Raw genomic sequence first — 25,229 nt, 5'->3', positions numbered from 1 at the left:
AACGCTGCTACACCACAGGCCAGTTGGGTTGGACCGGTTTAGGGAGAGCGCATGCTTCGGGCCACACCGCTCACCGAGGGATGGATCCTGCGACACCCCGACGACGCGGGTGCGGCGCTCCCGGCGGCCGTGCCGGGCTGCGTGCACACGGATCTGCTGGCCGCGGGGCTCGTCCCGGATCCCTTCCTCGGCCGGAACGAGGCGGACGTGGCCTGGGTGGGCCGCCGGGAGTGGACGTACGAGAGGCGGCTGGAGACCGGCTCGGAGCACGAGCGGACCGACCTGGTCTTCGACGGGCTCGACACCGCCGCCGAGATCACCCTGGACGGCGGGCGGCTCGGCCGCGTGCGCAACATGCACCGCTCGTACCGTTTCGACGTGACGGACCGCCGGGGGAACCTGTCGGTGCGCTTCGACTCCGCGTACACCGAGGCGGAGGCCGTGCGCGCACGTGTCGGAGAGCGGCCCTCCGCCTATGCCGAACCCTTCGCCCACATCCGCAAGATGGCCTGCTCCTTCGGCTGGGACTGGGGACCGACGCTGGTCACGGCGGGCATCTGGCGCCCGGTGCGGCTGGAGTCGTGGTCCACGGCCAGGATCGAGCGGGTGCGCCCTGTCGTCACCGTCGAGGACGGCACGGGCGTGGTCGAGGTGCACGTCGGGGTGGAGCGGACCCGTTCCGAGGCCGAACTCGCCGTCGAGGCCCGGGTGGGAGGGGTGCGGGCACGGGCGGCCGTCGACGGCACGGCCGCCGTCGTACGGCTCCGGGTGCCGGACGCCCACCTGTGGTGGCCCCGGGGGTACGGCGGACAGCCGCTGTACGAGCTGGAGTTGACGCTGCTGCACGGCACGGAGGTGCTGGACGCGCGGCGTCACAGGATCGGCTTCAGGACCGTGGAACTGGACACCTCCGCCGACGAGCACGGCAGCGGCTTCACCCTCGTGGTCAACGGGGAGCGCCTGTTCGCCCGGGGCGTCAACTGGATCCCGGACGACGTGTTCCCCTCCCGGATCACCCGCGAACGGTACCGGGAGCGGCTGGGCCAGGCGGCCGCGGCGGGGGTGGACCTCGTCCGGGTCTGGGGCGGCGGCATCTACGAGAGTGAGGACTTCTACGACGCCTGCGACGAACTCGGCCTGCTGGTCTGGCAGGACTTCCCGTTCGCCTGCGCCGCCTACCCCGAGGAGCAGCCGCTGCGCGGCGAGGTGGAGGCCGAGGCCCGCGAGAACGTCGTACGCCTGATGCCGCATCCCTCGCTCGTGCTGTGGAACGGCAACAACGAGAACCTGTGGGGCTTCCGGGACTGGGGCTGGGAACCGCGGCTGGCCGGCGACTCGTGGGGCGAGGGGTACTACCTGGGGCTACTGCCCCGGGTGGTGGCCGAACTCGACCCGACCCGGCCGTACACGGCGGGCAGCCCCTGGTCCGGGTCCTGGGCGCACCACCCCAACGACCCGGCGCACGGCACGCACCACTCGTGGGAGGTGTGGAACCGGCGCGACTGGGCGGACTACCGGCTCAACGTGCCGCGTTTCGTGGCCGAGTTCGGCTGGCAGGCACCGCCCGCGTACGCGACCTTGCGCCGCGCGCTGCCCGGCGAGGAGCTCGCCCCGGACTCCGCCGGCATGCTGCACCACCAGAAGGCCGACGACGGCAACGGCAAGCTGGAGCGCGGGCTGGCCCCGCACTTCGCCCCGCCCGAGGGGGACTTCGGCCGCTGGCACTACCTCACCCAGCTCAACCAGGCGCGGGCCGTGGCCGCCGGCATCGAGCACTGGCGCTCGCACTGGCCGGTGTGCGCGGGCACCGTCGTGTGGCAGCTCAACGACTGCTGGCCGGTGACGTCCTGGGCGGCGATCGACGGCGACGGGCGGGAGAAGCCCCTGTACCACGAGCTGAAACGGCTCTACGCGGACCGGCTGCTGACCCTCCGGGCGCGGGACGGCGAACTGGTGCTGGCCGCGGTCAACCAGTCGGGTGCGCCCTGGGCGGGTGAACTGACCCTGCGCCGGATGAACGTCGACGGCGAGGTCGTCGCCTCCACGCGCACGGCCCTGCGCGCCGCGGCGCGCACGGTCGCGGACGTCGCCGTCCCGCCCGAACTGGTGCCGGCCGGCCCGAAGGAGTTCCTGGTCGCGGACGCGTGGGGGTCCCCCCGGTCAGGGGGGTCCCCCCTGTTCGAGCGAAGTCGAGAACTTGAGGCAGAGACCGAGAGCGAAGGAGGCCTGCGCGCCCTGCACTTCCCGGTGCCTGACCGCGAATTCCTCTTTCCGAGGCCCGAGTATGACGTGTCCGTCGCCCCGGACGCGGTCACCGTGACCGCCCGCACCCTGGTGCGGGACCTGCTGCTCCAGGCCGACCGGCTGGACCCGGCCGCGCGGGCCGACACGGGGCTGGTCACCCTGCTCCCCGGTGAACGGGTGACCATCGGTGTCGACGGCTGGAGGATCCCCGGCGGCCGGGAGGCGGCCGACGCCGTCCGGTCGGCCCTGTACTGCGTGGAGCCCGCGCGATGACGGCACCCCGCGTCACCATCAAGGACGTCGCCGCCCGTGCCGGGGTGTCCAAAGGGGCGGTGTCGCTGGCGTTCAACCGCAAGCCGGGCCTTTCGGAGGCGACCCGCGACCGCATCTTCCGGGCCGCGCGCGAGCTGGGCTGGGCGCCGAACCCGGCCGCCCGGTCGCTGGCCGGCTCGCGCGTGGACGTGGTCGGGCTCACGATCTGCCGGCCGGCCCGGCTGCTCGGGCTCGAACCCTTCTACATGGAGTTCATATCGGGGGTGGAGAGCGTCCTCGCCGAGCACTCCTGCTCGCTGCTGCTGCGGCTCGTACGCGAATCGCGGGAGGAGGCGGGCCTGCTGGAGACGTGGTGGAAGGCACGGCAGATCGCGGGCTCGATCCTGGTCGACTTCGGCACCGACGATCCCCGCCCGGCCGTGGCGCGGCGGATCGCACTGCCCGCGGTCGCCGTGGGACACCCGTCGCTGACCGGCGGGCTCACCTCGGTGTGGACCGACGACGCCACCGCGGTCGCCGAGGCCGTGCGCTACCTGGCGGCGCTCGGGCACCGGCGGATCGCCCGGGTCGGCGGCGCGGCGGCCCTCGGGCACACGGCGATCCGCGCGGCGGCGTTCGACGCGGCGGCGCGGAGCCTTCGGCTGGCCGGGGCGTGGCAGGTGGCGACCGACTTCTCCGGCGAGACGGGGGCGCGGGCGACGCGCTCGCTGCTGTCCGCGGCCCCGCCGGAGCGGCCCACGGCGATCGTCTACGACAACGACATCATGGCGGTGGCCGGACTGTCGGTGGCGGCGGAGATGGGCCTGCGCGTCCCGGCCGACGTGTCCCTGCTGGCCTGGGACGACTCCCAGCTGTGCCGGCTGACCCACCCGACGCTGTCGGCGATGAGCCACGACGTGCACGGCTTCGGCGCGGACGTGGCCCGCACGCTGTTCGGCCTGTTGCTGGAGGAGGGTCCGGGCTCGCATCCCGTGCCGACTCCGGTGCTGACGCCGCGGGGTTCGACGGCACCGCCGGCAGTGTGACCTTCGCCGCTGTGGGCGCGGGGACTGGGCAGTCACATTACCCACGAGTAGCATGGAGGCTGAGCGCGCGCTCAGCGCTGCGCGGCAGTGCCGTCCCGCACCCTGGAGGAGAGCCATCGTGCCTCGTACCGTCAAGGACGTCGTCTTCGTCGACGGCGTCCGCACCCCGTTCGGCAAGGCGGGCCCGAAGGGCATCTACCACGAGACTCGCGCCGACGACCTCGTCGTCAAGGCGATCCGGGAGCTGCTGCGCCGCAATCCCGGCCTGGACCCGAAGAAGATCGACGAGGTCGCCATCGCCGCGACCACGCAGATCGGTGACCAGGGCCTGACTCTCGGCCGCACCGCCGGCATCCTCGCCGGTCTGCCGCAGTCCGTGCCGGGCTACTCCATCGACCGGATGTGCGCCGGCGCGCTGACCGCCGTGACGACCACCGCCGGTTCGATCGCCTTCGGTGCCTACGACGCCGTCATCGCCGGTGGTGTCGAGCACATGGGCCGCCACCCGATGGGCGAGGGCGTCGACCCGAACCCGCGGTTCGTGAGCGAGAAGCTGGTGGACGAGTCGGCCCTGTTCATGGGCATGACCGCCGAGAACCTGCACGACCGCTACCCGAGCATCACCAAGCGGCGCGCCGACGAGTACGCGGTGCGCTCGCAGGAGAAGGCCGCCAAGGCGTACGCCAACGGCAAGATCCAGCAGGACCTGGTGCCGATCTCGGTGCGCCGCACCAGCCCCGAGGCCGGCGAGACCGGCTGGGGTCTGGTGACCGCCGACGAGCCGATGCGTCCGGGCACCACCGTGGAGAACCTCGCGGGCCTGAAGACGCCGTTCCGTGTGCACGGCCGGGTCACCGCGGGCAACGCGGCCGGTCTGAACGACGGTGCCACCGCGTCGGTCATCGCCAGCGAGGACTTCGCCCGCGAGAACGGCCTGCCGGTCAAGATGCGCCTGGTCTCCTACTCCTTCGCCGGCGTGGAGCCCGAGGTCATGGGCTACGGCCCGATCCCGGCCACCGAGAAGGCGCTCGCCAAGGCGGGCCTGTCCATCTCCGACATCGGCCTGTTCGAGATCAACGAGGCCTTCGCCGTCCAGGTCCTGGCCTTCCTCGAGCACTACGGCATCGCGGACGACGACGCGCGCGTCAACCAGTACGGCGGCGCCATCGCCTTCGGTCACCCGCTGGCCTCCTCCGGCGTCCGTCTGATGACGCAGCTGGCCCGCCAGTTCGAGGAGCAGCCGAACGTCCGCTACGGCCTGACCACCATGTGTGTCGGCTTCGGCATGGGCGCGTCGGTCATCTGGGAGAACCCGCACTTCGAGGGGGACAAGTGAACACCACCGAGCTTCTGAAGCAGGCCTCGGGCCTGTTCCCCGACGAGGTCGTCACCAGCGCGCACGTCCGCCACTTCGACCTCCCCTTCGGCGCCGGCCGCTTCGCGCTGATCACACTGGACAACGGCCTGGACCACACCAAGCCGACCACCTTCGGCCCGGCCTCGCTCGCCAACCTGAACGCCGCGATCGACCAGGTCGAGAAGGAAGCGGCCGAGGGTGCGATCGCCGGCATCGGCATCACCGGCAAGCCGTTCATCTTCGCGGTCGGCGCCGACCTCAAGGGCGTCGAGCTGCTGAAGGAGCGCGAGCACGCGCTGGCCATCGGCACGGGCGGCCACGAGGTCTTCAAGCGGCTGTCGGAGCTGGCCGTGCCGACCTTCGCCTACTACAACGGCGCGGCCATGGGCGGCGGCGTCGAGGTCGGTCTGCACTGCACCTACCGGACCGTCTCCAAGGCGATCCCCGCGTTCTCGCTGCCCGAGGTCTTCCTCGGTCTGGTCCCCGGCTGGGGCGGCTGCACCCTGCTGCCGAACCTGATCGGCGCCGACAAGGCCGTCTCGGTCATCATCGAGAACTCGCTGAACCAGAACAGGCAGCTCAAGGGCAAGCAGGTCTTCGAACTCGGCATCGCCGACGCCCTCTTCGAGGGTGCCGACTTCCTGGAGCAGTCGCTGCTGTGGACGGCCAAGGTCCTCAAGGGTGACGTCACGGTCGAGCGCCCGGAGATCGACCGCGGCGAGGGCTGGGACCAGGCCGTCGCCAAGGGCCGCTTCATCGCCGACTCCAAGGTGCACGGCGCCGCCCCGGCCGCCTACCGCGCCCTGGAGATCATCGAGGCCGCCAAGAACGGTGACCTCCAGCAGGGTTACGACGCCGAGGACCAGGCGCTCGCCGACCTGATCATGGGCGGCGAATTGCGCTCCGGCATCTACTCGTTCAACCTGGTGCAGAAGCGCGGCAAGCGCCCCGCCGGCGCCCCGGACAAGAACCTGGCCCGCCCGGTCACCAAGGTCGGTGTCGTCGGCGCCGGTCTGATGGCCGGCCAGCTCGCTCTGCTCTTCCTGCGCCGCCTCGAGGTGCCGGTCGTCCTGACCGACATCGACCAGGAGCGCGTCGACAAGGGTGTGGGCTACGTCCACGCCGAGATCGACAAGCTGCTCGGCAAGGGCCGTATCAACCAGGACAAGGCCAACCGCCTCAAGGCGCTGGTCACCGGTGTCCTGGACAAGGCCGAGGGCTTCGCGGACGCGGACTTCGTCATCGAGGCCGTGTTCGAGGAGATGAGCGTCAAGCAGAAGGTGTTCGCCGAGGTCGAGGCGGTCGCCCCGGCGCACGCGATCCTCGCCACGAACACCTCCTCCCTCTCCGTGTCGGAGATGGCGTCGAAGCTGAGGCACCCCGAGCGGGTCGTGGGCTTCCACTTCTTCAACCCGGTCGCGATCCTCCCCCTGCTGGAGATCGTGCGCGGCGAGCAGACCGACGACGCCTCCCTGGCCACCGCCTTCGCGGTCGCCAAGAAGCTGAAGAAGACCGCGGTGCTGGTCAAGGACGCCCCGGCGTTCGTCGTGAACCGCATCCTGACCCGCTTCATGGGCGAGATCCAGAACGTCATCGACGAGGGCACCCCGGTCGAGGTGGCGGAGCGGGCGGTGGAGCCGCTCGGCCTGCCCATGTCCCCCCTGGTCCTGCTCGAACTGGTCGGCCCGGCGATCGGCCTGCACGTCTCGGAGACCCTCAACCAGGCGTTCCCGGACCGCTTCACGGTCTCCCCGAACCTCAAGGCGGTCGTCGAGGCCGGCAAGCGCGGCTTCTACGTCTACGACAGCGGCAGGCCCGAGCTGGACCCGGAGGTCGCCGCACTGCTCAAGCAGGGCGACACCGTCCTGACGGAGGAGCAGGTGCGGGCGCGGGTGCTCGACGCGGTCGCGCAGGAGATCGGCCTGATGCTGGCCGAGGGCGTCGTCGCCGAGGCCCAGGACATCGACCTCTGCCTGATCACCGGCGCCGGCTGGCCCTTCCACCTGGGCGGCATCACGCCGTACCTGGACCGCGAGGGCGTGTCGGAGCGTGTGAACGGCAGGCGGTTCCTGGAGCCGGGGGTGGCGAGCGTCCCGGCGTAACGCCTCTCGCCCGCCACGGCACTCCCGTCCGCCCCTGTCGCCCACCGCGGTGGCAGGGGCGGACGCGTACCGCCGGTCGTTCGGCGGCGGAGGGAACCGTCAGGTCACCAGGTGGGCATCGCCGGGTAATGGGCGCACGTCCCGGAGCAGGGTTCACGGGAGGACAACGACGTGTGCAGCCAGTTGTCCTCGGGAACGCCGTGCACGCGCACCGTCAGCGAGGCGGGCGCCGAGTGGATGGCGCTGAACACCGTCACGAACTCGACCGTGTAGGAACCGGGCCGCCACGCGTGGGCGTGGGTGACCCGCCAGGTGCCGTCCTCCTGGACGGGTGCCTCGGCGATGAGCCGGCCCTGCTCCAGGACCATGACCTTCTGGGCGCCGCGCGGCGCCTTGCCGGAGAAACGGGGGCGCGGGCCGGTCCAGGCGTTCGGCCGCGGGCCCACGACCTGCGGCGGGTCGATGCGGTCGAGGACGTGGAAGTCCACCGTGGAGGTCCGTGAGACGGCGTTGCCGTCGGCGCCGAGCACCTGGACGGTGTGGGGTCCCGCGGTCCAGTTGACGACTCGGCGCCACTGCCAGGTCCCGGCGGCGGAGACGGCGGTGCCTCCGAGGTAGCGGCCCTCCTCGTAGAAGAGGACGTAGCCCGTGCCGGCGGGTGCCTTGCCGGCCAGCTTGCGTGCGGCGCCGATCAGTTGGCCGGGGGCCGGCGAGGTGACGACGGGCGCGTCGGGCAGGCTCGGCGCCAGGGTGAGCGCCGTCTCGGGGTGGCTCATGGTGAACTCGGCGAGCACCGGGGGCATCGTGCCGGGGGTGAGACGCCGGGGGTCGACGATGTCGGGCGGCAGGTCCGGCGAGTCGGCGACGACCATGGCCATCCGGCGGGCGACCTCGCGCGCCCCCAGGTCGTTGTAGTGGCTCGCGTCGATGATGCCGTCGGGGTGGTTCGGGTGCTCGCCCGGATCCAGCCACCGGTAGAGCCTGCGTGCTCGCGTGGGCCCCAGTTCGGCGAGCATCGCCGTCGTGAAGGCGGTCATGTCGATCAGGGGGACCCCGTTCTCCGCCGCCGCCTCCCGGGTGAGTTCGGGATATCCGTCATGGGTGTCCAGGACGTTCCCGGCCTCGGAGAAGGTGCAGCGGGCCGCCGGGGTGAGCAGCACGGGGACGGCGCCCTCGCCCCGTACGGCGTCGACGTACAGGCGCAGGTACTCCTTGTACTCGCGTGGCCCGTGGTGGCGGTTGAGCTGGTTGATGCGCTGCTCGACGTTGCCGAAGGCCATCAGGACCAGGTCGCCGGGGTTGAGGACGCTGAGGAGGGTGGCGAACCGCTCGGTGAAGTAGCCGCGCAGGGTCATGGCGTCGCGGGCGTAGTTGCGTACTTCGTAGTGCTCGGTCAGGAATTCGCCGAGGTACTGCCCCCAGCCGGCGAGCGGTGCCTCCTCGGCGGTGCGCGACGCGGCCACCGAGTTCCCGATGATGCAGATCTTCCTCAAGTCTTCCTCTGTTCCGTCAGGCCGTGCTGTGGTCGGCGGGATCAGACGACGGTCGACGGCCCGAAGCCGGCGGCGGCGTCCGGTGCGTGCTGCCGCATCACGCGCAGCCGGGAGTCCGTGCCCAGCACCGCCACCACGACCCGTCCGGCGTGGTCGAGGGCGAGGGCGGGCGGACGGGCCGTCAGCACGTCGTGGTCCGTCCACTCCGGCGTCTGCTCGCGGCCCTGCGCGGCGAGGACCGCGGTGCTCAGCCGGTTGCGGCCGTTGCGGCGGGCGAGGACGACGGCGTCCTGCCGGTCGGTGGGCTGCCGCAGGGCCGCGATCCTGCCGGTTCCGCCGTGCCCGCCCAGCCGTTCGACGCGCTCGTTCCACCGGCCGTCCGGTCGCTGCCGTACCCACATCACTTCGCCGGACTCCTCCTCGCGGTAGAAGACCGCCATGCGGTTGCGCCCGATCTGCAACGGCGTGAGGCCGCCGACGGGCCGCCAGGCGTCCGGGTCGGCCGACGTCACACCGTCCTGGAGCTTGTACGGGCCGTAGACGTCCTCCTGGAACCAGTGCACTGCGCCGGTGCGGTTCGCGGCGAACATCTGGATCCGGCCGGTGGACTTCAGCACCGCGCTCAGGCAGTCCTGCATCCCGCGGCCGCCCAGGTCCTCCCAGGCGCCCCAGCCCTCGCCGGTCTCGCGGCGGGCGCTGATGCCGGATCCGAAGTTGCGCAGGAAGACGTGCAGCCGTCCCGAGGGGTCGACCACGGCCTCCGGGACGCCGGCCTCCCGGCAGCGCCGCCAGTCGTTCGACCGCTCGTTGGGGTTGCCGAGGCTCTCCCAGGGTGTCGTCGCCCCGGTGTGCGCCTGCCGCCACATGCGTACGACCTCCACGTCCACCTGCCCGCCCGGTCCCGGGGTGCGGCGCAGGCCGACGAGGTGCACTCCGCCGTCGCGGTCCGCGGCCACGGACAGGGCCGGGCCGAGGCCGGCACCCGGCAGGAAGGCCGGCCCGCCCCAACTGCCGCTGCCCGGCGCACTCTCGGTCCAGACCGCGACCCGGCCGCCGAGGACGGCGTAGGCGGCGAGCCGGCCGTCGGCCTGGAGGTGGAGCCAGTCGGTGCCGCCCTCGTACCGGGTCCGCGTGCTCCATCCGTAGCGGCGGATGTCGGAGCCGTCGGACAACTGCCGGTCACCGCAGTAGCGGTGGCGGCAGTCGTGTCCGTCGGCGGAGGTGTACACCTCGATCACACGCTTCTTCTCGTCCCAGGCGTGCTCGGTGAGGTTGCTGGGCCAGAGTTTGTTGCCGTAGCCGACGCAGTGGTCCACGAGCGGAGGTGTACCGCCCTGCTGGATGTACTGCTCCAGGGCGGCCAGGGCGAACTGCGCCGTCGCGGTGTGGTCCTGGTGGTCGCTGGACGCCGGCCCGCGCTTGTCGTCCCAGGCGGTGTGCCACGGGTCGGGGTCCATGGTCCAGAACTGGGCGGGCCGCGTGTGGTGCAGCAGCTCGACCAGGGAGCGCAGCAGCCCGTCCCGGGTGATCTCCTGGGGCCGGCGCAGCGGGGACTCGGCGGAGATCAGGGTGAGCTGGGCGGTCGCCTGCTCGGTCCAGAGCGTGGCCAGCCGGGCGGTCGGCACGTCGGCCGCGAATCCGTGCTGGGCGTCGACCATGCGCAGTCCGAAGAAGAACAGCTGGACGTGCGGTGCCGCGAGCAGCGTCGAGCGCTCGGCCATCACTCCGGTCGAGAACGAGACGACGTCGCGCGCCCACTCGCTGTCGCGCTTGCCCGTCACCATGGCCGCGTACGCGGCGCGCAGTCCGTGCTGGCGCGCCTCCGCGTACCCCTCGTAGTCCGGCGGGCTGTCCAGGCGGTCCGGGTCGCGGGTGTCGATGTTGCGCCCGTCGGCCTCCGCGGCCGTCAGGTAGACGCTGGTGACCCGGTGGCCGGCCTCCAGCGCCCGTTGCAGGTCGGGGTTGATGAAGTAGAGGTCGTCGTCCGGATGCGCCAGAACCTGGATGAGCGAAGCCTGTGACGTACTGCCCTCGGCGGACTGCATGGCGGTCTCCTCGGTCGCGGACGGGCGGGCGGTGGGCGGTGCGTGCGGTTCCGGGCTGCCGGAGGTCACAGCGGCCAGTCCGGCAGGCGGCCCTCGTGGGCGAGCTGGTTGCGCTGCGATCCGGTCTCGAACTGGCTCGGCACCGGGAAGTAGCTGGGCAGGAACGCGGCGAGGACGGCGTCCTGCTCGTCCTCGGGCACGTCGCCGTCGTGGTAGTCGTTCAGGCAGAACACGTCGTGCGGGCGGACGTTGAGGATCCGGTTCAGCCGGGGGGCGTGCTCGCTCAGGCCGACGTTGACGAAACCGCACGAGATGCTGCCGGGGACGCTGCGCAGTGTGTGGAACCCGTAGTAGTGGTGCAGCGAGGACGCCACGGACACGTCGCTGTGGCTGCGCAGCCGGTTGGCCGCGGTGGTCGCCACCGCCTCCTGGTAGTGCTCCTCGATGTCGGCCAGGACGCTGCGGCGCAGCGGGTGCGGCGCGTGCAGGAACGAGTGCACCAGCGTCTGCCCGAAGGACTCCTCGACAAGCGCGCGGTTGTTCTTCGCGGCGCTGATGTTGAACTCGTCCTCGTAGGAGGGCGGGGCCATCGGGACGGAGGTGGGCGACATGAAGTGCTTCGCCTGCCCGTTGCCGTGGAAGAACGTGCTGGGCTGGAGGGTCCGCCCGACGAACACGTCGTCGTTGAAGTAGAGGAAGTGCTCGGCCAGGCCCTCGATGTGGTGCAACTGGCTCTCGATGGCATGGGAGTTGTACGTGGGCAGCGCGCCGCGCCCGGCGAAGATCTCGGTGTGGTCCACGACGCGCACACGCGGGTGCGAGAGGTCGAGCCAGGACGGTACCTGCTGGTCGGTGACGAGGTAGATGTTCCGGATCCAGGGCGCGTACATGTCGATGGAGCGCAGGGAGTAGCGCAGTTCGTCCCGGTCCCGGAACCGGGCCGCGCTCGTGGCCGCGTCCTCGGTCTCCATGCCCATGGCGGCCAGGGCGGCGTTCTTGCGCTCCAGCCACGAGACGTCGGCGCCGTTCACCCAGGTGTAGACGGCGTCCACGGGGAAGTCGACGTCTCCGTGCAGCACGTGCTGGAAGGCGTCGATCGTCGGGTAGTGGCGGTTGCCGAGAGTGATCGGGCGCCGGCGCAGGGCGCTGTTCGGCACCCGGTCTCCGATGAGCGTGCGCGCGGGAGCCTTCAGGTGCGCCCCGGACTCGTCGTCGGGGTCGGTGTCCCAGAAGGACACGGTGCAGCCGTAGACGGCGCCGAGCCGCAGGATGCGCGAGTGGGAGACCACGTTCTGGTACACCCGGACACCGGACGAGGGGGTGTCGGCGTACGGCGCGACGAGACCGGCGAGGACGGTGGCGACCGTCTTCTGCCCCTCGTTGAGCACGGCGGCGTACACGGCTTCCTTCGCGTACCGTTCGGCGAGGGCCTTGAAGACCGCCTCGCGGTGCACGGCGTGCACCGCGACGGTGTGCCGTACGAGGTGGTCGCGTACGACGAAGTAGGGGATGTCGGCCTCTTCGAGCGCGTCGGCCACCAGGGCCAGGTTCTGCTGGACGACGTCCCACGGGGACTGCCACTCCATCAGACGGCAGACCTGGCCGCCGTCCTGCACCAGGCCGCGCCGCTTGAGCAGGCGTCCTTCCAGCGCGCGCTGGTCGGAGGTGCGCACGGTGGTGGCCGGAGTGGCGGCCGCCGCGGGCACGATGCCGTCGGACCCGCTGCGGAAGGCGTGCAGGGCCTCGCGTTCGGCCTTGAGGACCGCGCGGGCGCCGCTGTCCCGCTGGGCCACGAGTTCGTGGAAGACGCGCTCCCAGTGGGCGGTGACCACGGTGGGCGAGAAGCGGTTGACGGACGCCAGGGCCGCGGCGCCCATCCGCTGCCGCAGCTCGGAGTTCTGGATGAGCAACATCAGCGCGGAGGCGAGGGCGTCGGTGTCGCCGGGCGGGACGAGGACGCCGGTCTGCCCGTCGATGACCACCTCGCGCGGGCCGTTGGGCGCGTCGTAGGAGACCACCGGGACACCGGCCGCGTGCGCCTCCGCGAGGACCAGGCCGAACGCCTCGTTGCGGGAGGTGAGTGCCGCGATGCTGGCCTTGGCCCACTCCTCCGCCAGATGGGGGGAGTTGCCGTTGAGCTGCACGCAGTCGTGCAGTCCGAGCATCTCGATCTGGCGGCGCAGGGCACCGCTGAGCGGCCCGTCGCCGAAGATCCGCAGCTGCCAGTCCGGGTACGCCTGCGCGACGGTCGCCCAGGCCGTGACGGCGTGGTCGATCTGCTTCTCCGCCACGAGCCGGCCGGCGATCACCACCGTCCGGGTCTTCAGCGTCGAGCGGGGCCGGAAGCCGCTGGGCAGGGCGTTGGGCACGACCTCCAGGCGGGGAGCGGCGTCGCCCAGGGTCTCGGCGAACCAGTCCCGGGTGCGCTCGCTCAGCACCGCCAGCGCGTCCAGCCGGGAGGCGTAGCGGCGCAGCGGCTCGCCGCTGGTGCCGCGCAGTTCGGAGACGCGGTGCTCCTGGTGGACGGTGACGACGTGGGCGGGGACGAGGTGGACGGCCAGCGCCATCAGCGCGGGCGTGGTGGTGACCAGGATGTCCGTGTCGGTGTCCTGGAGCGCGAGTTCGAGTTCCAGGTCCGACAGCCGGTTGAACGCCGACTCCCAGGAGGGGTCGACGATCCGGCTGGGCTGGGCGGCCAGTCCGGCCCACACCGAGTCGTCCACCGAGGTCCGGCGCACCGGGCGGGGCGGACGGGAGGTGAGGTCGACCAGGTAGTCGACACGGACCCGCTCGTCGGGCGTGAAGAACTGCTCGCGCCTGCTCCTGAAGACGCTGAGCACCCGCACCTCGTGCCGGGCGGCGAGCTCGGAGGCCTGGTTGAAAACGGCCCGTTCGGTGCCGCCGACGGCGTCGGCCGTGGTCAGCAGAAACGTGATCTTCATCAGTCGGTCCGGCCCGCCTCGGGCATGCGCGTGCAGGTGACCCGGAAGTTGCCGGCGGGGGTGTAGCGCGGCTGGACGATCAGCGGCGCCTGGCCGGGCGGTGTGATGGCGAGGCTGCGCATGGCGAAGACGCGCAGCGGGTTGCGTACGTCGTGCAGCCTGCGTCCCAGCCGCATCGAGCGTCCGTCGCGGTCGCGCAGGACGACGTCCCAGTGGTCGGGGCGGCTGCCGCGGGGCGGCATCTCCCCCAGCGGGACGGTGACGCGGAAGCCGTCGGGGCCGAGCGCGGTGACCGCCTGCTCGATCCGGCGGCCGGAGGCGACGAAGTCCACCCAGGGCGCTTCGACCCGGGTGCCCAGGACGCGGAAGTCGACGGTGACCCCGGCGTGCGTCAGGTGCACCTTGGCCACTTCCACGGCGGGCCGGGCAGCGGTGCTGACCACCCGTGCGCTGCCGCGGAAGGAGCGGCCGAGCCGGTGGCGTTCGCCGGTGACCGGCGAGGCCGTCATCGGCTTGGTGGGTCCTTCGTAGGGCACGGGCGGCTGAAGCAGCAGCAGCGGGAGCGTGCGCGAGCGGCGGCCGGTGTGCACCCGCAGCCTCAGCCGCCAGCGTCCGGTGCCGACGGGCACACCGCCGACGTCGGCGCCCAGCAGGACCGCGGCGTCGACCAGGATCTCGCCGGCCGGGCCCTCGTGGAGACGGGCCTCGCCGGGGTAACGGCGGCGCCCGCGCTGCAGGACGACCTCCGCCCGCTCGGGCAGGCCCGCGCGGGCGGGCAACTCGGCGTGCAGGTTCACCGTCTGGCCGTCGAGGATCGCGGCGTAGCGCAGTTGGGCCGCGCGCCTGCTGCGCAGCGGGACGAGGACACCCAGCAGCCGGTTGCGCAGGGCGACGGCGCCGGCGCGCAGGCGGCGGCGCGGGCGACCGGCCCCGCCTGCGGTCGTGGCGGGGCGCTTGGATCGGGAGGTCATGAGCCCGCGTACCCCAGTTCTGCCGCAGGGGCCGGCCTGCGCGGCGCCACGGCGCCGGAGGCTGTCTCGAAGGGACTGGCTACTGGGAAGTAGTTTTCCAGGAAGGTGGCGACCATGCGGGACTGGGCCTCGGGGTCTGCGGCGGTGACGGTGTCGTTCATGCAGAAGGTGTCGAAGTTGCGGCGGGCCAGGAGGGTGTCGAGCCGGCGCTTGGCCAGCCCGTCCGCCAGGTCGATGTAGACGTAGCGGATGTCACCGACCGTGGCGCGTGCCGAGTGGTAGGCGTAGTAGTGGTGCAGGGAAGAGGCGATCGGTACGTCGCTGGGCGAGCGGAAGCGGGAGTGCTGGGTCACCCGGTGCGCCTGGTTGTAGACCTGCTCGATCTCGGCCAGCACACTGCGCCGCAGCGCGTGCGGCGTGTGCTTCATCTTCTGGGAGATGACGGTGCCGAAGTACTGGGCGATCAGGCCGCGGCTGTTCTTGCCCGCCGCGTTGACGGGCAGGTCCTCCGCGCTGGTCCGCCCGGACGGGATCAGGGCCTTGGACTGGAAGAACTTGGTCAGCCCGTTGGCGTGGAAGAAGTGGCCCGGATGCACGGGTCGCCCGAAGAAGACGTCGTCGTTCAGGTACAGGAAGTGCTCCGAGAGCTCGGGTATGTGGTGCAACTGGCTCTCGATCGCGTGGGAGTTGAACGTCGGCAGCGCACTGGGGTCGGAGAAGATCTCGCGGTGGTCCACCACGCGGATCCCGGGGAAGTCCGTGTTGAGCCACGACGGCACCTGGCCGGCCGTGACCAGGAAGATGTTGCGCACCCAGGGCGCGTACTGGTGGATCGAGCGCAGCGAGTACCTCAGCTCGTCCCGGCTGGTGTAGCGGGCGTCGTTGGCCGCCTGCTCGTGCAGAGCGCCCTCCCGGGCGGAGGTGAGCTGCCCGCGGGCCGCGTCGCGGCGGGCCCGCCAGACCGTGTCCGAGTCGTCCACCCAGGTGTAGACGACGTCGATCGGGAAGAGGTGGTCGTCCGGCAGCGCGGCCACGAACTCGGGCAGGGTGCGCGCCCGGCCGGTGGTGTAGGGGCCGGGCACCGCGCTGAAACGCTTCTGCTCCGCCCAGCAGCGGCCCGCGTCCAGCGGGACCTCGGTCGCCACCTTGTTGGGCCGCGGCGCGACGAGCAGGCCGTCCCGCTCGGTCCAGAACTCGATGTCGCAGCCGTACTCGCCGCCGAACACCAGGCGCGCGCTGGGGTCGCAGACGACCCACGTCACCCGCAGCACGTCCTGCCCGCGCAGCGCCCGCCAGCTTCCCGGCGCGGACCCGGGACGCAACTGCGCCGGGGAGGTCCCGATGTATCCGGGGTGCTCCACGAAGGCGAGCTGGAGCAGTTCCTCGAAGTCGGCCCGCCGCCGGGCGGGAACGGCCACGCACGGCACCACGGACGACTTCGCGCCGCGGACGCAGAAGTAGTCGATCCCGGCTTCCTCCAGCAGGGAGACCACAATGTGGAGGTTGCGCGCACGGGCGGCCCACGCGGTGGCGCCGGGCACCTCCACCGCGCGCAGATGCTTGCCGGCTTCCCGTACGACGCGCAGAGGACCGTCGGACGTGCGCTTGCCGCCTCGGCCCTGACCGCCCATCGCCCGCACCATGACGGCGGAGCGCACGGCGTCGGCGGAGGCGAGCGAACGTTTCACCGACGTGCGCAGTGGGCCCGGTATCCGGCGCCGGGCCCCCACGGGAACCAACGACCGATACGCCGACACGAGCGCACTCGCCTCGGGATTGTTGAGGCTCACCCGACTTCCGCACCCACCCAGCTCGAGGCCGGCACAGAATGCCCGGCGCACGTCCCCCGCCCTGCCCGCGGCCTCCACCTCATGTCGACCAGCGGTACACCTGAGGCTTACCGATCGGACAGAATGTTTACATCTGCTTCTCAGACTGTCCAGAAGTAATCGGTTTCTGCGAACCGTCTGTCATAAAGGCCACATCTGTACAACCTTTTTGCGGAACGCCTGCTCAACGGCCTCCGGACGGTATGTCAGACCCGCACCCAGTCCATGAGCACCAGGCCCGGTTCGGGTGCCTGCCGGGCGAGACGGAGCGCGCCGTCCGGGCCGAAGGCCGCCACCACCACCCGGCCGTGCCCGTCGTGCGCCAGGGCCGGCGCGCCGGCGGCGTTCCCGCCGGCGTCGGTCCACCACATGCCCGACGACTCGGCCTCCGTGCCGCACACGCCGAACAGGATTCCGCCGGCCGCGCCACGATGGGCGATCACCGTGCAGTCGTATCCGTCGACAGTGGTGCGCAGCACCGCGTTGGCGCCGTCCGAGGGAGTGCCGCCCAGCGTGATGAGCCAGGAGCCGCGGCGGTGAGAGAGCAAGCCGGATCCGGACGCGTCCGTCCAGAAGCAGGTGAGCCGTCCTGGAGCGGTCTCGACGGCGGTGACGGACCCGGGCAGCGGGCCCGGCCGCATGTCGTGGGAGCGCTGCGGCACGGCGCCGGGCTCCGGCTGGATCCAGTGCGCGAGCGCGTCGGCGGTGGGCGCGAACACCTCGACATGGCCGGTGGACGTGACCGCGGTGGCCAGTCCGTCCCGCAGGTCCGAGCCCCGGAGATCGGTCCAGGGCTCCCAGCCGCCGCCCTTGCCCTCCCGGCGCATCATCAGCCCGCCGCCCGCGTTGCGCACGAAGACGTGCACGGTGCCCATGGCGTCCACGGCACCCGCGGGCGCCCCGAGCCGGGCCGCCCTGTCCGGCTCGCGGTGCGGATTGCCCACGGAGCGCCATTCGGTGACGGGACGCCCGCTCTGGTACTGGATCGCGTGCACCACGTCGACACGCACCGCGCCGTCGGCGCCGCGCCGTTCCCGGCGGCCGAGGAAGTGGACGTAGGTGTCGGCCCCCTGGGCGACGGTGAGATGCGTGAGGCCGGCGACCGGAAACAGGTCGGGTCCCGACCAGTCCGGGCCGCCCGGCCGGGTCTCGGTCCAGCGCAGCAGTCCGTCCGGGCAGCGGGCGTAGGCGGTGAGCCGTCCGTCCTCGCCCCGCACGAGCCAGCTTCCCTCAACGGCACCGGTCACGACGGGAGATGACACGGCCTCGGCGGACGGAGCGGAACGACGCCCCTGCGCCACCCGCGCCGGCCGGCCTCGCATCGCCATGACGGACCCCCTGGAAGAACCCGCCCGAATTCGACGCGGGGACATGAAACTCTCACATCACATGAACAATACATACGCGTTTCCGGCGTGAATCGGTCCCGGAACGCGGCGCCGCGACCCCGGTCGGCAGTCACTTCAACACCCGTCGGCACGGTGTGTGATGTATGCCACTGCCGTACAACGCCCCCCATGGGTCACGGGTCTGTCCGATAGCCCGAGCGCTCCCTGCCCGGGCACGAGGAGACGAGGACAGCGCGCCATGACAACCCCAGCCGTCGAGAGCCCCCGCAGCCCGCACCGGCCCGACCAGGACGGGACTCCCCGTCGCCGGCGTCGCACCGGCCGGTGGATCCTGCTCTCCATGGCCGTGCTGGTCGCGGCCGGGGCGGGGACCGTGTACTGGCTGTACAGCGGCCTGAACGGCAACATCAAGGGCGTCGACATCGAAAACGCCATCGGCGACGACCGGCCCGAGAAGCTGCCCACCTCCGGACAGAACATCCTGATCCTCGGCTCCGACTCCCGCGCCGGCGACAACGCCGCGCTCAACACCGGCAAGGTGGCCGGCGCGCGCTCCGACACCGCGCTGATGATGCACATACCCGAGGGCCGCACCGAGGCCGTCGCCATCAGCATTCCGCGCGACACCCTGGTGACCCGGCCCGAGTGCACGAAGTCCGACGGCACCACGGTGGCGTCGGCGAAGCGCGTGATGTTCAACTCCATCTACGGACAGGTCGGCCCGGCCTGTGTGGTGAAGACCGTGGAGCAGATGTCCGGCATCCGCATGGACCACTACATGGAGATCGACTTCGCCGGCTTCCAGGGGCTGGTGGAGGCGATAGGCGGGGTCACCGTCACCGTGGACCAGGACATCCACGACAAGTCCAGCGGCCTGGACCTCACCGCCGGCACCCACCGCCTGGACGGCACCCGGGCCCTGCAGTTCGTCCGCACCCGGCACGGCATCGGCGACGGCAGCGACCTCGGACGCATCAGCCTCCAGCAGCAGTTCATGCTGGCCCTGCTGGGCGAGATCAAGAAGCAGGACCTCCTGGGCAGCCCCACCAAGACGTACAAGATCTCCGACAAGCTCACCGCGGCCCTCACCACCGACTCCGATCTCGCCTCTCTCACCAAGCTGGCGGAGTTCGGGCGCAGCCTGAACGGGGTCGACCCGTCCAGCATGGAGACGATCATGCTGCCGGTGACGTACGACAAGATCGACCCCAACCGCGTCGTGGCCGCGGAGCCCCAGGCGACGGAGCTGTGGAAGGCGCTCCGCAACGACTCCACCATCCCGGAGTCCGCCAAGAAGTCCCCGGCGACGGGCGGTTGATCCGTCCAGCGAGGCCGCACGCATCCACGGGCCGGCCTCCGCCGGTCGGGACGGGCCGGGCGAGAAGCCCACGGGCCCACGACGTCACGGACACTGGTACCGCGTCTGATCCCGACCGGAAGGACCGACCCAGGATGCCGACCCTGCTGATCGTCGACGGGGCCAACGTCGTCGGCTCCGTCCCGGACGGGTGGTGGCGCGACCGGCGGGCCGCCGCCGAACGCCTGCGCGACCGGCTCGCCGGGTACGTCGAGGAAGGCGTTCCCGGCGTGCCCGGTCCGCTGGACATCGTCCTGGTCCTGGAGGGCGCCGCGCGAGGCGTACCGTCCGTACCCGGCGTACGGGTCGAGGAAGCCCCCGGCAACGGCGACGACCACATCGTCCGACTGGCCGCCGCCACGGCGGACCGGTCCCGCGTGGTCGTCACCGCGGACCGCGAACTCCGCCGCAGAGTGACCGCGACGGGCGCCACCACGGTGGGTCCCCGCGCGGTGTACGGCCCCGGCGACCAGGACACCTCCGGTCGGGAACGTTGACCGCGGGTCAGGGCAGGGCCGGAATCCCGGTGCCGCGGCGGGTCAGTTCAGCGTGGCCTGGTACAGGGCCACACAGGCGCTGGCCACCAGGACGCCCAGAACGATCCGTTTGAAGCGGGTGGGATCCGTACGGGCGAAGAGGCGGTCTCCCAGCCACCAGCCCACCAGCAGGCCGGGAAGCCCCGCACCGGTCAGCAGGAGGCTGTCCGTGGTCAGCCGGCCGACGGCGAGGAATCCGGCGAGGGCCAGGGCGTCCTGGACGCAGAACGTGGCCTGGAGGGTCGCCCGGAACTCCCGGGGCGCCAGGCCCATGGCCTGGAAGGTGGCGACCAGCGGCGGCCCGTTCATACCGGTCGCGGTCAGCAGCGCCCCGCTGGCGAAACCCGAGGCGATGGTGGGACCCGTACCGCGGCGGAAGGTCAGGCCGCGGCCGATCAGGACGGCGAACACCAGCACCACACAGGCGATGAGGGCCGACAGCGAGCGGGCCCCGAGCACCGTCACCGCGAGCAGCCCGAGCGGCATGCCCACCAGTCCCGCCGCGCTCACCAGGCCCGCGGTGCGCACACTGACGTGCTCTCTCTGATGGACGCAGACCGCCAGCGAGAGCACCCCGCCCAGCGCGGTGACCACGACGATGGCGTTCTGCGGGCTGGTCAGCAGGGTCAGCAGCGGCACCGCCACCAGCGCGAACCCGAAGCCGCTCAGCGCCTGCGCGAACGACGCCAGCGTGGTGACCAGTGCCACCTCGGCGATCAGGGTCGTCGTCACCCGCTCCCCCTCCGGCCGCTGCCGCCGGGGTGGCCCGTCCGTCCCCGTACCTGCCCGAACCCTACCGAGCAGAAGAGCGCCGGCCGCCCGGGGGGTGCTCGCCGAACGGCCCCGGCGCCGTCGTCATCTGCGCAGCAGCAGCGAGGTGACCCTCAGCCGGCCGCTGTGGATCCACACGTCCGAGTACTCCACCGGACGGTCGTCGGCGAGATAGGTGACCTGCTGGAGGTACTGCACGGGGGCGCCCTCGGGCAGTGCCAGGGCATCGGCGACATCGGCGGTGGCGGCCTCCGCGCTGAAGGTCCGGCGGGCCGTGGCGATCTTCAGTCCGTAGGTGCCCTCCAGGACCCCGAAGAGACTGGAGGTGGTGAAGTCCACCTCTTCGATGCCGGGCGCGACATCCGTGCGCACGAAGTTGAACAGCAGCGCGACCGGCCCCTCGCCGGTGCTGCGCACCCGCACCAGGCGCAGGACGCGGGTACCGGGGGCGACGTCCAGCAGGGCCGCGACGGGCCGGGGCGGAATGATCAGCGAGCACTCCCGCACCGACGTGGTGGTGACGACTCCCTGGCTGGCGAAGTCCTCGGACAGGGTGCTCAGCTTCTGGGCGATGGCCGGTTCGATCGTCGTCGAGGTTACGAACGTGCCGCGCCCGCGCACCTGCCGCAGCAGGCCCTCCTCGATGAGCGTGGTCAGGGCGCGCCGCAGGGTGCCGCGGCTGACGCCGAACTCCTGAGCCAGTTCCGGCTCGCTCTTGAGGCGGTAGTGCGCCGGCCACTCGCCGCTGGCGATACGCAGTCGGATGTGTTCCGAGATCTGGACGTGGATCGCCGTGGGGACGTCACGCTTGATGCCCGGAAGCCCCCCTTTGTCGGCCGTCACAGTCGTCGCATCTCCTTCTCCGGTCTCACCGGAGGACGGGCGTCGCTCCGGAAAATGGGGAGCCGCACCCCGGCCGCGGGGTGCGGGCGGGGTGCGGCGGCAGTGGCCGGTCAGTAGCTGACGGTCGACTCGTCACCGGTGTCGGTGACGATCGCCAGACCGGCGCTGGTCCCGAGCAGCGAGGCACCCGCGCGCAGGAGTTCCAGGCCCTGCCGGTAGGTCTTGATGGACCCGGACGCCTTCACCTGAACCCCGTTCCGCGCCCGGTCAACAAGGTAGCGAACGCTCGTCGGGTTCGCAGTCTCGATCTGTCCGCTGCTGGCGTTCTTCAGGAAGGCGGCACCCGCCTCCATGGCGAGCTCGACGGCGGTCTCCTTCTCGTCGTCGGTGAGCAGCGGCAGTTCCAGCATGACCTTGACGGGCAGGCCCGAGGCCCGGACCACGCCCGCGATGTCCTCGCGGAAGTCGTCGTAGCGGCCGCTCTTGAGCCAGCCGACCTGGACGCCGATGTCGAGCTGGGTCGCGCCGAGCCGTGCTATCTCCGCGGCCTCGGCGGCCTTGCCCGCGCTGGTCATGACGCCGACGGTCGGGAAGTCCAGGGCGGAGGCGACCCCGACCCCGGTGCCGCGCAGCTCGGCCACCACGACGGGAAGCCAGGAGGCGGGAACCATCGCGGCGTTGAAACCGTGGGTGACCGCCTCCTGGGCGTGGGCGACCATCTCGTCGCGGGTCGCGTCCGGATCGATCTTGGTGTGCTGGATGTAGGGGGCCAACTCGGCGGGGGTGAGGTCGAGTTCGGCAGAGGTGACGGTCGTGGTGGACACGGAGTGATCTCCCTGTGTGGAGGGCGGTGGGGCACCCGGCGATACGGCCGCCGGGTGCGTTCGACGGACGGGCCGTCGCGGAAAACGGGAGCCGGGACGTGGGGTCCGGCGGCGGCTCAGAGCTTGGAGGCGTAGTGGTCCGGGACGACGACGCCCTCGCCGCCGAACCACCGGGGGGCGTCGACGCCGCAGAACAGGCCGATGTTGCCCCAGGGTTCGAAGGCTCCGGTGCGGACGACGACCTTGGCCTGCCGGGCCAGTTCGCCGAGTACCTCCGCGTGCGGACGGGTGGTGAACTCGGCGTCGGAGAAGCGTTCGCGCAGCCACGCGTCGAGCCGGGGGTTGTGGGTGGGGACGTCCTCGGCGCGGACCACGCCCTCGACGACCAGTTCGTCGGCGATCAGCCCGAGCACCGTCCGTAGATCCGGGAGGTTCTCGGCGAGGGCGAGATCGACGCGGTGCGCGTCCCGGGGGATGGGGAAGCCGGCGTCCACGACCAGCAGCAGGTCGGTGTGGCCGAGCGTGGCCAGGGCCCCGCTCAGTTCGGCGTTGAGGATGCCGGAGCGTTTCACGGTGGGTTCCTTTCGATGGGGTCTTCGCAGGTCGGGCTGTGGGTCTCAGGCCGCCGCCGGCACCGCTCCGGTCGCGAGGGCCATGATGGATTCCTCGGTCGCCTCCGCGGTGTCGACGCAGCTCACCAGCCGGCCCTCGCTCATCACGGCGATCCGGTCGGTCAGGGTCAGCAGTTCGGGCAGGTCGGAGGAGGAGCAGAGGATCGCCAGGCCCTGCCGGGCGAGGGCGAACAGCTGCTCGTAGATCTCGGCCTTCGCCCCGATGTCCACACCGCGCGTGGGCTCGTCGAGGATCAGCACACCGGGGTTGATCGCCAGCCAGCGTCCGAGGACGGCCTTCTGCTGGTTGCCGCCGGACAGGCTGGTGATGGGCTGGCTCATGGTGGCGGTCTTGACCCGCAGCCGCTTCGCCTGGTCGGCGGCCTGCGCGTCGAAGGCACGGCGGCGGACGATCCCGAGCCGGCTGAACGTCCTCGTGGTGAGCGCGCCGATGTTCTCGCCGACGCTCATGGTGGTCAGCAGCCCCTGGGCGCGGCGCTCGCCGGGCACGAACGCGAGCCGCCGTTCGACACTGGCGATCGGGTTGCGCCGTTCGTAGGGCCTGCCCAGCAGTTCCACGGTGCCGCCGGTCCCGCGGTCCCCGCCGAAGAGGTGGTGCAGCATCTCCACCCGGCCGGAGTCCGGCAGTCCGGCCACGCCCAGGATCTCGCCGGGGCGCAGGTCGAAGGAGACGCCGCTGTGCCGGCGTCCGCTCAACTCCCGTACCTTCAGAACGGGTTCGCCGCTGGACTCGGTGCCGCGCTCCGAACGGCGGGTGAACTGGCCCAGTTCACGACCGACCATGGCGGCGACGGCCTGGTCGGGGGTGGTCTCCGCGCTCCGCCAGGAGGCGACGTGGGTGCCGTCGCGCAGCACCTGGATGTGGTCGGCCAGGCGGAACACCTCGGGCATGCGGTGCGAGACGTAGAGCATGGTCGTCCCGGCCGCCTTGAGCTTGTCCATCAGGGCGAACAGCCGGTCGGCCTCGGCCGGGGTGAGCATGGCCGTGGGTTCGTCCAGGATCAGCACGCGGCAGCCCCGGGCGATGGACCGGGCGACCACGATGAGCTGCTGGGTGGCCAGGTCCAGGGTCCGCACGGAGGCGTTCGGGTCCAGGCGGAGGTCGAGTTCGGCGAGGAGTTCGGTGGTGCGCTCCAGCATGCGGCGCCGGGAGGGGAACCAGCGGTTGCCCGGCTCGACCCCGCTCAGCACGTTCTCCGCCACACTGCGGTCGGGCAGCAGGGACAGCTCTTGGGGGACGATCGCGACGCCGTGCCGGCCGAGCATCGTGCTCGGGTCGAAGGACGTGACCTCCTCACCGAAGACGGTGACGCCGCCGTCGCTGGGCGGCTGGAGGCCGGCCAGGATCTTGAGCAGGGTCGACTTGCCGGCCCCGTTCTCCCCCAGCAGGGCGGTGACCTCGCCCGCGGGGACGTCGAAGGAGACGTCGCTGAGGGCGCGTACCGGGCCGAAGTTCCGGGACAGGCCCCGGATCCGGACGGCCGGGGCGGCGGCGGGCGGGGTGCCGGGAGGTGCCGAGCCGCCCGTGGCGGCGTCGCGGGCGGCGGCCATCAGTCCTCCACCGTCGCGGCGTCGAGGTTCTTGCGGGTGATGAACTGGGCGCCGGTGTCCACACCGGTGATCTCGGTGCCCTTGGTGAGGAAGTCGTACAGCACCTTGACCGCCTGGTAGCCCTGCTCGGACGGGTTCTGGCTGATGGTGAAGTCCAGGACCCCGCGGTCGATGTACTCGGCGGTCTGGGTGAGCAGGTCGAAGCCGCCCATCGTGATGGCGTCGGCGCGTCCGGACTGGGCCACCCACTTGGCGGCGGCCGTGGTCGAGCAGCAGTCGAGCCCGGCGACGGCCACGACACCGGACTGACCGGACATGGTGGACTCGACCGTGTTGTAGGCGGCGTTGGGTTCGTTGCCGACGTTCACCGGCCCGACGACCTTCAGATCGCTGCCCGCCAGCCCTTCCTTGAAGCCGTTGAACCGGTCGTGCGACCAGCCGGCGCCGGTGTCCACGGAGAACACGACGACGGACTTGCCCTTGCCGGTGCCCTTCAGGTCCTTGAGCAGCTGTTCGGCCTCGGCCTTGCCGGAGGCCTTGAGGTCCTGGCCGACGAAGCCCATCTGCTGGGAGTCGGGGTTGTCGGTGTTGAACGAGATGACCGGGATGCCCGCCTTGTAGGCCTGGCTGATGACCGGCTTCAGCGCGTCGCTGGAGGCGGAGGAGACGGCGAGCCCGTCCACGGCCTTCTGCTGGATGAGCGTCTGGAGCTCGGAGACCTGCTTGGCGGCGTCGCCGCCGGTGGGGCCGATGAGGGAGACCTCGGCCCCCAGCTCCTTGCCGGCCCGCTTCATGCCACTGCCGATCGGTGTCGCGAAGGCGAGGGACGGGTCGTGGTAGCTCAGCTTGATGCGCATCGGCTTGTCGTCGTCGATCCGCTGCTGGATGTACGAGGCGAGCTTGAAGGAGCCGTCGCCGGAGCCGGAGCCGGCGGCGTCGCCGGCGGTGACGGCGCCGCACGCGGTGAGGGTGAGAGCCGCGGCGGCGGCCGTCGCGGCGACGAGGGATCTGAGGAGGGTGCGCGGGGACATCGTGACTCCCTTGTCGTGTCCGTGGGTCTGTGCGTCTGCGTGAGGTGGGAAGCG

The 25,229-nt window shown here is 71.6% G+C and carries 18 protein-coding genes; 6 read left to right on the top strand and 12 right to left on the bottom strand.

Going from position 1 to position 25,229, the window contains the following annotated elements:
- The first annotated feature begins 51 nt into the window (after positions 1-51).
- From ACIQMV_RS09415 to ACIQMV_RS09400, 4 genes are all read left to right on the top strand, one after another.
- Positions 52-2,517 (top strand): glycoside hydrolase family 2 protein, encoded by a 2,466-nt coding sequence (locus ACIQMV_RS09415; RefSeq protein ID WP_402592174.1) that lies wholly within the window; start codon positions 52-54, stop codon positions 2,515-2,517.
- Positions 2,514-3,542, top strand: a complete 1,029-nt coding sequence (locus ACIQMV_RS09410) for a LacI family DNA-binding transcriptional regulator (protein ID WP_402592173.1) — start codon at positions 2,514-2,516, stop codon at positions 3,540-3,542. Before ACIQMV_RS09415 ends, ACIQMV_RS09410 begins: the two co-directional genes overlap by 4 nt.
- A 118-nt stretch (positions 3,543-3,660) precedes the next feature.
- Positions 3,661-4,878, top strand: a complete 1,218-nt coding sequence (locus ACIQMV_RS09405; protein ID WP_402592172.1) for a thiolase family protein — start codon at positions 3,661-3,663, stop codon at positions 4,876-4,878.
- The gene (locus tag ACIQMV_RS09400) at positions 4,875-7,001 is read left to right on the top strand and encodes a 3-hydroxyacyl-CoA dehydrogenase NAD-binding domain-containing protein (RefSeq protein WP_402592171.1); all 2,127 of its coding nucleotides are present in this window, start codon (positions 4,875-4,877) and stop codon (positions 6,999-7,001) included. The genes ACIQMV_RS09405 and ACIQMV_RS09400 overlap by 4 nt, the downstream gene beginning before the upstream one ends.
- A gap of 104 nt (positions 7,002-7,105) precedes the next feature.
- Here ACIQMV_RS09400 and ACIQMV_RS09395 read toward each other — a convergent pair whose 3' ends face one another.
- The 6 genes from ACIQMV_RS09395 to ACIQMV_RS09370 form a co-directional block, all read right to left on the bottom strand.
- Entirely contained in the window at positions 7,106-8,494 is a 1,389-nt protein-coding gene (locus ACIQMV_RS09395) for a GDSL-type esterase/lipase family protein (protein ID WP_402592170.1), read from the bottom strand.
- A gap of 41 nt (positions 8,495-8,535) precedes the next feature.
- Positions 8,536-10,539 carry a PIG-L family deacetylase gene (locus tag ACIQMV_RS09390; RefSeq protein ID WP_402592169.1) on the bottom strand — a complete coding sequence of 668 codons (2,004 nt, stop codon included), beginning with the start codon at positions 10,537-10,539 and terminating at the stop codon, positions 8,536-8,538.
- 65 nt (positions 10,540-10,604) lie between these two features.
- Entirely contained in the window at positions 10,605-13,481 is a 2,877-nt protein-coding gene (locus tag ACIQMV_RS09385; RefSeq protein ID WP_402592168.1) for a stealth conserved region 3 domain-containing protein, read from the bottom strand.
- Positions 13,481-14,452: a hypothetical protein gene (locus ACIQMV_RS09380; RefSeq protein ID WP_141357298.1), complete on the bottom strand. Its 972-nt coding sequence runs from the start codon at positions 14,450-14,452 to the stop codon at positions 13,481-13,483. Before ACIQMV_RS09380 ends, ACIQMV_RS09385 begins: the two co-directional genes overlap by 1 nt.
- On the bottom strand, positions 14,449-16,164 hold the full coding sequence (locus tag ACIQMV_RS09375) for a stealth family protein (RefSeq protein ID WP_402592455.1): 1,716 nt from the start codon (positions 16,162-16,164) through the stop codon (positions 14,449-14,451). The genes ACIQMV_RS09380 and ACIQMV_RS09375 overlap by 4 nt, the downstream gene beginning before the upstream one ends.
- Before the next feature lie 323 nt (positions 16,165-16,487).
- Positions 16,488-17,528, bottom strand: coding sequence for a hypothetical protein (locus tag ACIQMV_RS09370; protein ID WP_401779555.1), 1,041 nt, complete (start codon positions 17,526-17,528; stop codon positions 16,488-16,490).
- A gap of 340 nt (positions 17,529-17,868) precedes the next feature.
- Here ACIQMV_RS09370 and ACIQMV_RS09365 point away from each other — a divergent pair, with 340 nt between their 5' ends.
- On the top strand, positions 17,869-18,948 hold the full coding sequence (locus tag ACIQMV_RS09365; protein ID WP_402592167.1) for an LCP family protein: 1,080 nt from the start codon (positions 17,869-17,871) through the stop codon (positions 18,946-18,948).
- Positions 18,949-19,082: 134 nt separating this feature from the next.
- The gene (locus ACIQMV_RS09360; RefSeq protein WP_402592166.1) at positions 19,083-19,484 is read left to right on the top strand and encodes an NTP pyrophosphohydrolase; all 402 of its coding nucleotides are present in this window, start codon (positions 19,083-19,085) and stop codon (positions 19,482-19,484) included.
- A 42-nt stretch (positions 19,485-19,526) separates the two neighbouring features.
- Here ACIQMV_RS09360 and ACIQMV_RS09355 read toward each other — a convergent pair whose 3' ends face one another.
- The 6 genes from ACIQMV_RS09355 to ACIQMV_RS09330 form a co-directional block, all read right to left on the bottom strand.
- Positions 19,527-20,255: a sulfite exporter TauE/SafE family protein gene (locus ACIQMV_RS09355; RefSeq protein WP_402592165.1), complete on the bottom strand. Its 729-nt coding sequence runs from the start codon at positions 20,253-20,255 to the stop codon at positions 19,527-19,529.
- Positions 20,256-20,378: 123 nt separating this feature from the next.
- A complete protein-coding gene (locus ACIQMV_RS09350) occupies positions 20,379-21,137 on the bottom strand; it encodes a GntR family transcriptional regulator (RefSeq protein WP_141357308.1) in 759 nt (252 codons plus the stop codon).
- Between the two features lie 110 nt (positions 21,138-21,247).
- Positions 21,248-21,961 (bottom strand): deoxyribose-phosphate aldolase, encoded by a 714-nt coding sequence (gene deoC / locus ACIQMV_RS09345; protein ID WP_402592164.1) that lies wholly within the window; start codon positions 21,959-21,961, stop codon positions 21,248-21,250.
- Positions 21,962-22,077: 116 nt separating this feature from the next.
- Entirely contained in the window at positions 22,078-22,533 is a 456-nt protein-coding gene (rbsD, locus tag ACIQMV_RS09340; RefSeq protein ID WP_384177145.1) for a D-ribose pyranase, read from the bottom strand.
- Between the two features lie 45 nt (positions 22,534-22,578).
- Positions 22,579-24,144 carry a sugar ABC transporter ATP-binding protein gene (locus ACIQMV_RS09335; RefSeq protein WP_402592163.1) on the bottom strand — a complete coding sequence of 522 codons (1,566 nt, stop codon included), beginning with the start codon at positions 24,142-24,144 and terminating at the stop codon, positions 22,579-22,581.
- A complete protein-coding gene (locus ACIQMV_RS09330) occupies positions 24,144-25,175 on the bottom strand; it encodes a sugar ABC transporter substrate-binding protein (RefSeq protein WP_402592162.1) in 1,032 nt (343 codons plus the stop codon). The genes ACIQMV_RS09335 and ACIQMV_RS09330 overlap by 1 nt, the downstream gene beginning before the upstream one ends.
- Positions 25,176-25,229: the final 54 nt, after the last annotated feature.

The sequence above is a fragment of the Streptomyces sp. NPDC091412 genome (genome assembly GCF_044756885.1).
Classification (GTDB): Bacteria; Actinomycetota; Actinomycetes; order Streptomycetales; family Streptomycetaceae; genus Streptomyces.
Note: the sequence above shows the minus strand (reverse complement) of the source record. Positions and strands in the feature narration are given on the sequence as shown.

Excerpts from the sequence above, each read along its gene's own strand:
- ACIQMV_RS09415 (WP_402592174.1), top strand. The coding sequence starts at position 52 with ATGCTTCGGGCCACACCGCTCACCGAGGGATGGATCCTGCGACACCCC.
- ACIQMV_RS09410 (WP_402592173.1), top strand. The coding sequence starts at position 2,514 with ATGACGGCACCCCGCGTCACCATCAAGGACGTCGCCGCCCGTGCCGGG.
- ACIQMV_RS09390 (WP_402592169.1), bottom strand. The coding sequence starts at position 10,539 with ATGCAGTCCGCCGAGGGCAGTACGTCACAGGCTTCGCTCATCCAGGTT.
- ACIQMV_RS09385 (WP_402592168.1), bottom strand. The coding sequence starts at position 13,481 with ATGAAGATCACGTTTCTGCTGACCACGGCCGACGCCGTCGGCGGCACC.
- ACIQMV_RS09380 (WP_141357298.1), bottom strand. The coding sequence starts at position 14,452 with ATGACCTCCCGATCCAAGCGCCCCGCCACGACCGCAGGCGGGGCCGGT.
- ACIQMV_RS09365 (WP_402592167.1), top strand. The coding sequence starts at position 17,869 with ATGACAACCCCAGCCGTCGAGAGCCCCCGCAGCCCGCACCGGCCCGAC.
- ACIQMV_RS09360 (WP_402592166.1), top strand. The coding sequence starts at position 19,083 with ATGCCGACCCTGCTGATCGTCGACGGGGCCAACGTCGTCGGCTCCGTC.
- ACIQMV_RS09335 (WP_402592163.1), bottom strand. The coding sequence starts at position 24,144 with ATGGCCGCCGCCCGCGACGCCGCCACGGGCGGCTCGGCACCTCCCGGC.
- ACIQMV_RS09330 (WP_402592162.1), bottom strand. The coding sequence starts at position 25,175 with ATGTCCCCGCGCACCCTCCTCAGATCCCTCGTCGCCGCGACGGCCGCC.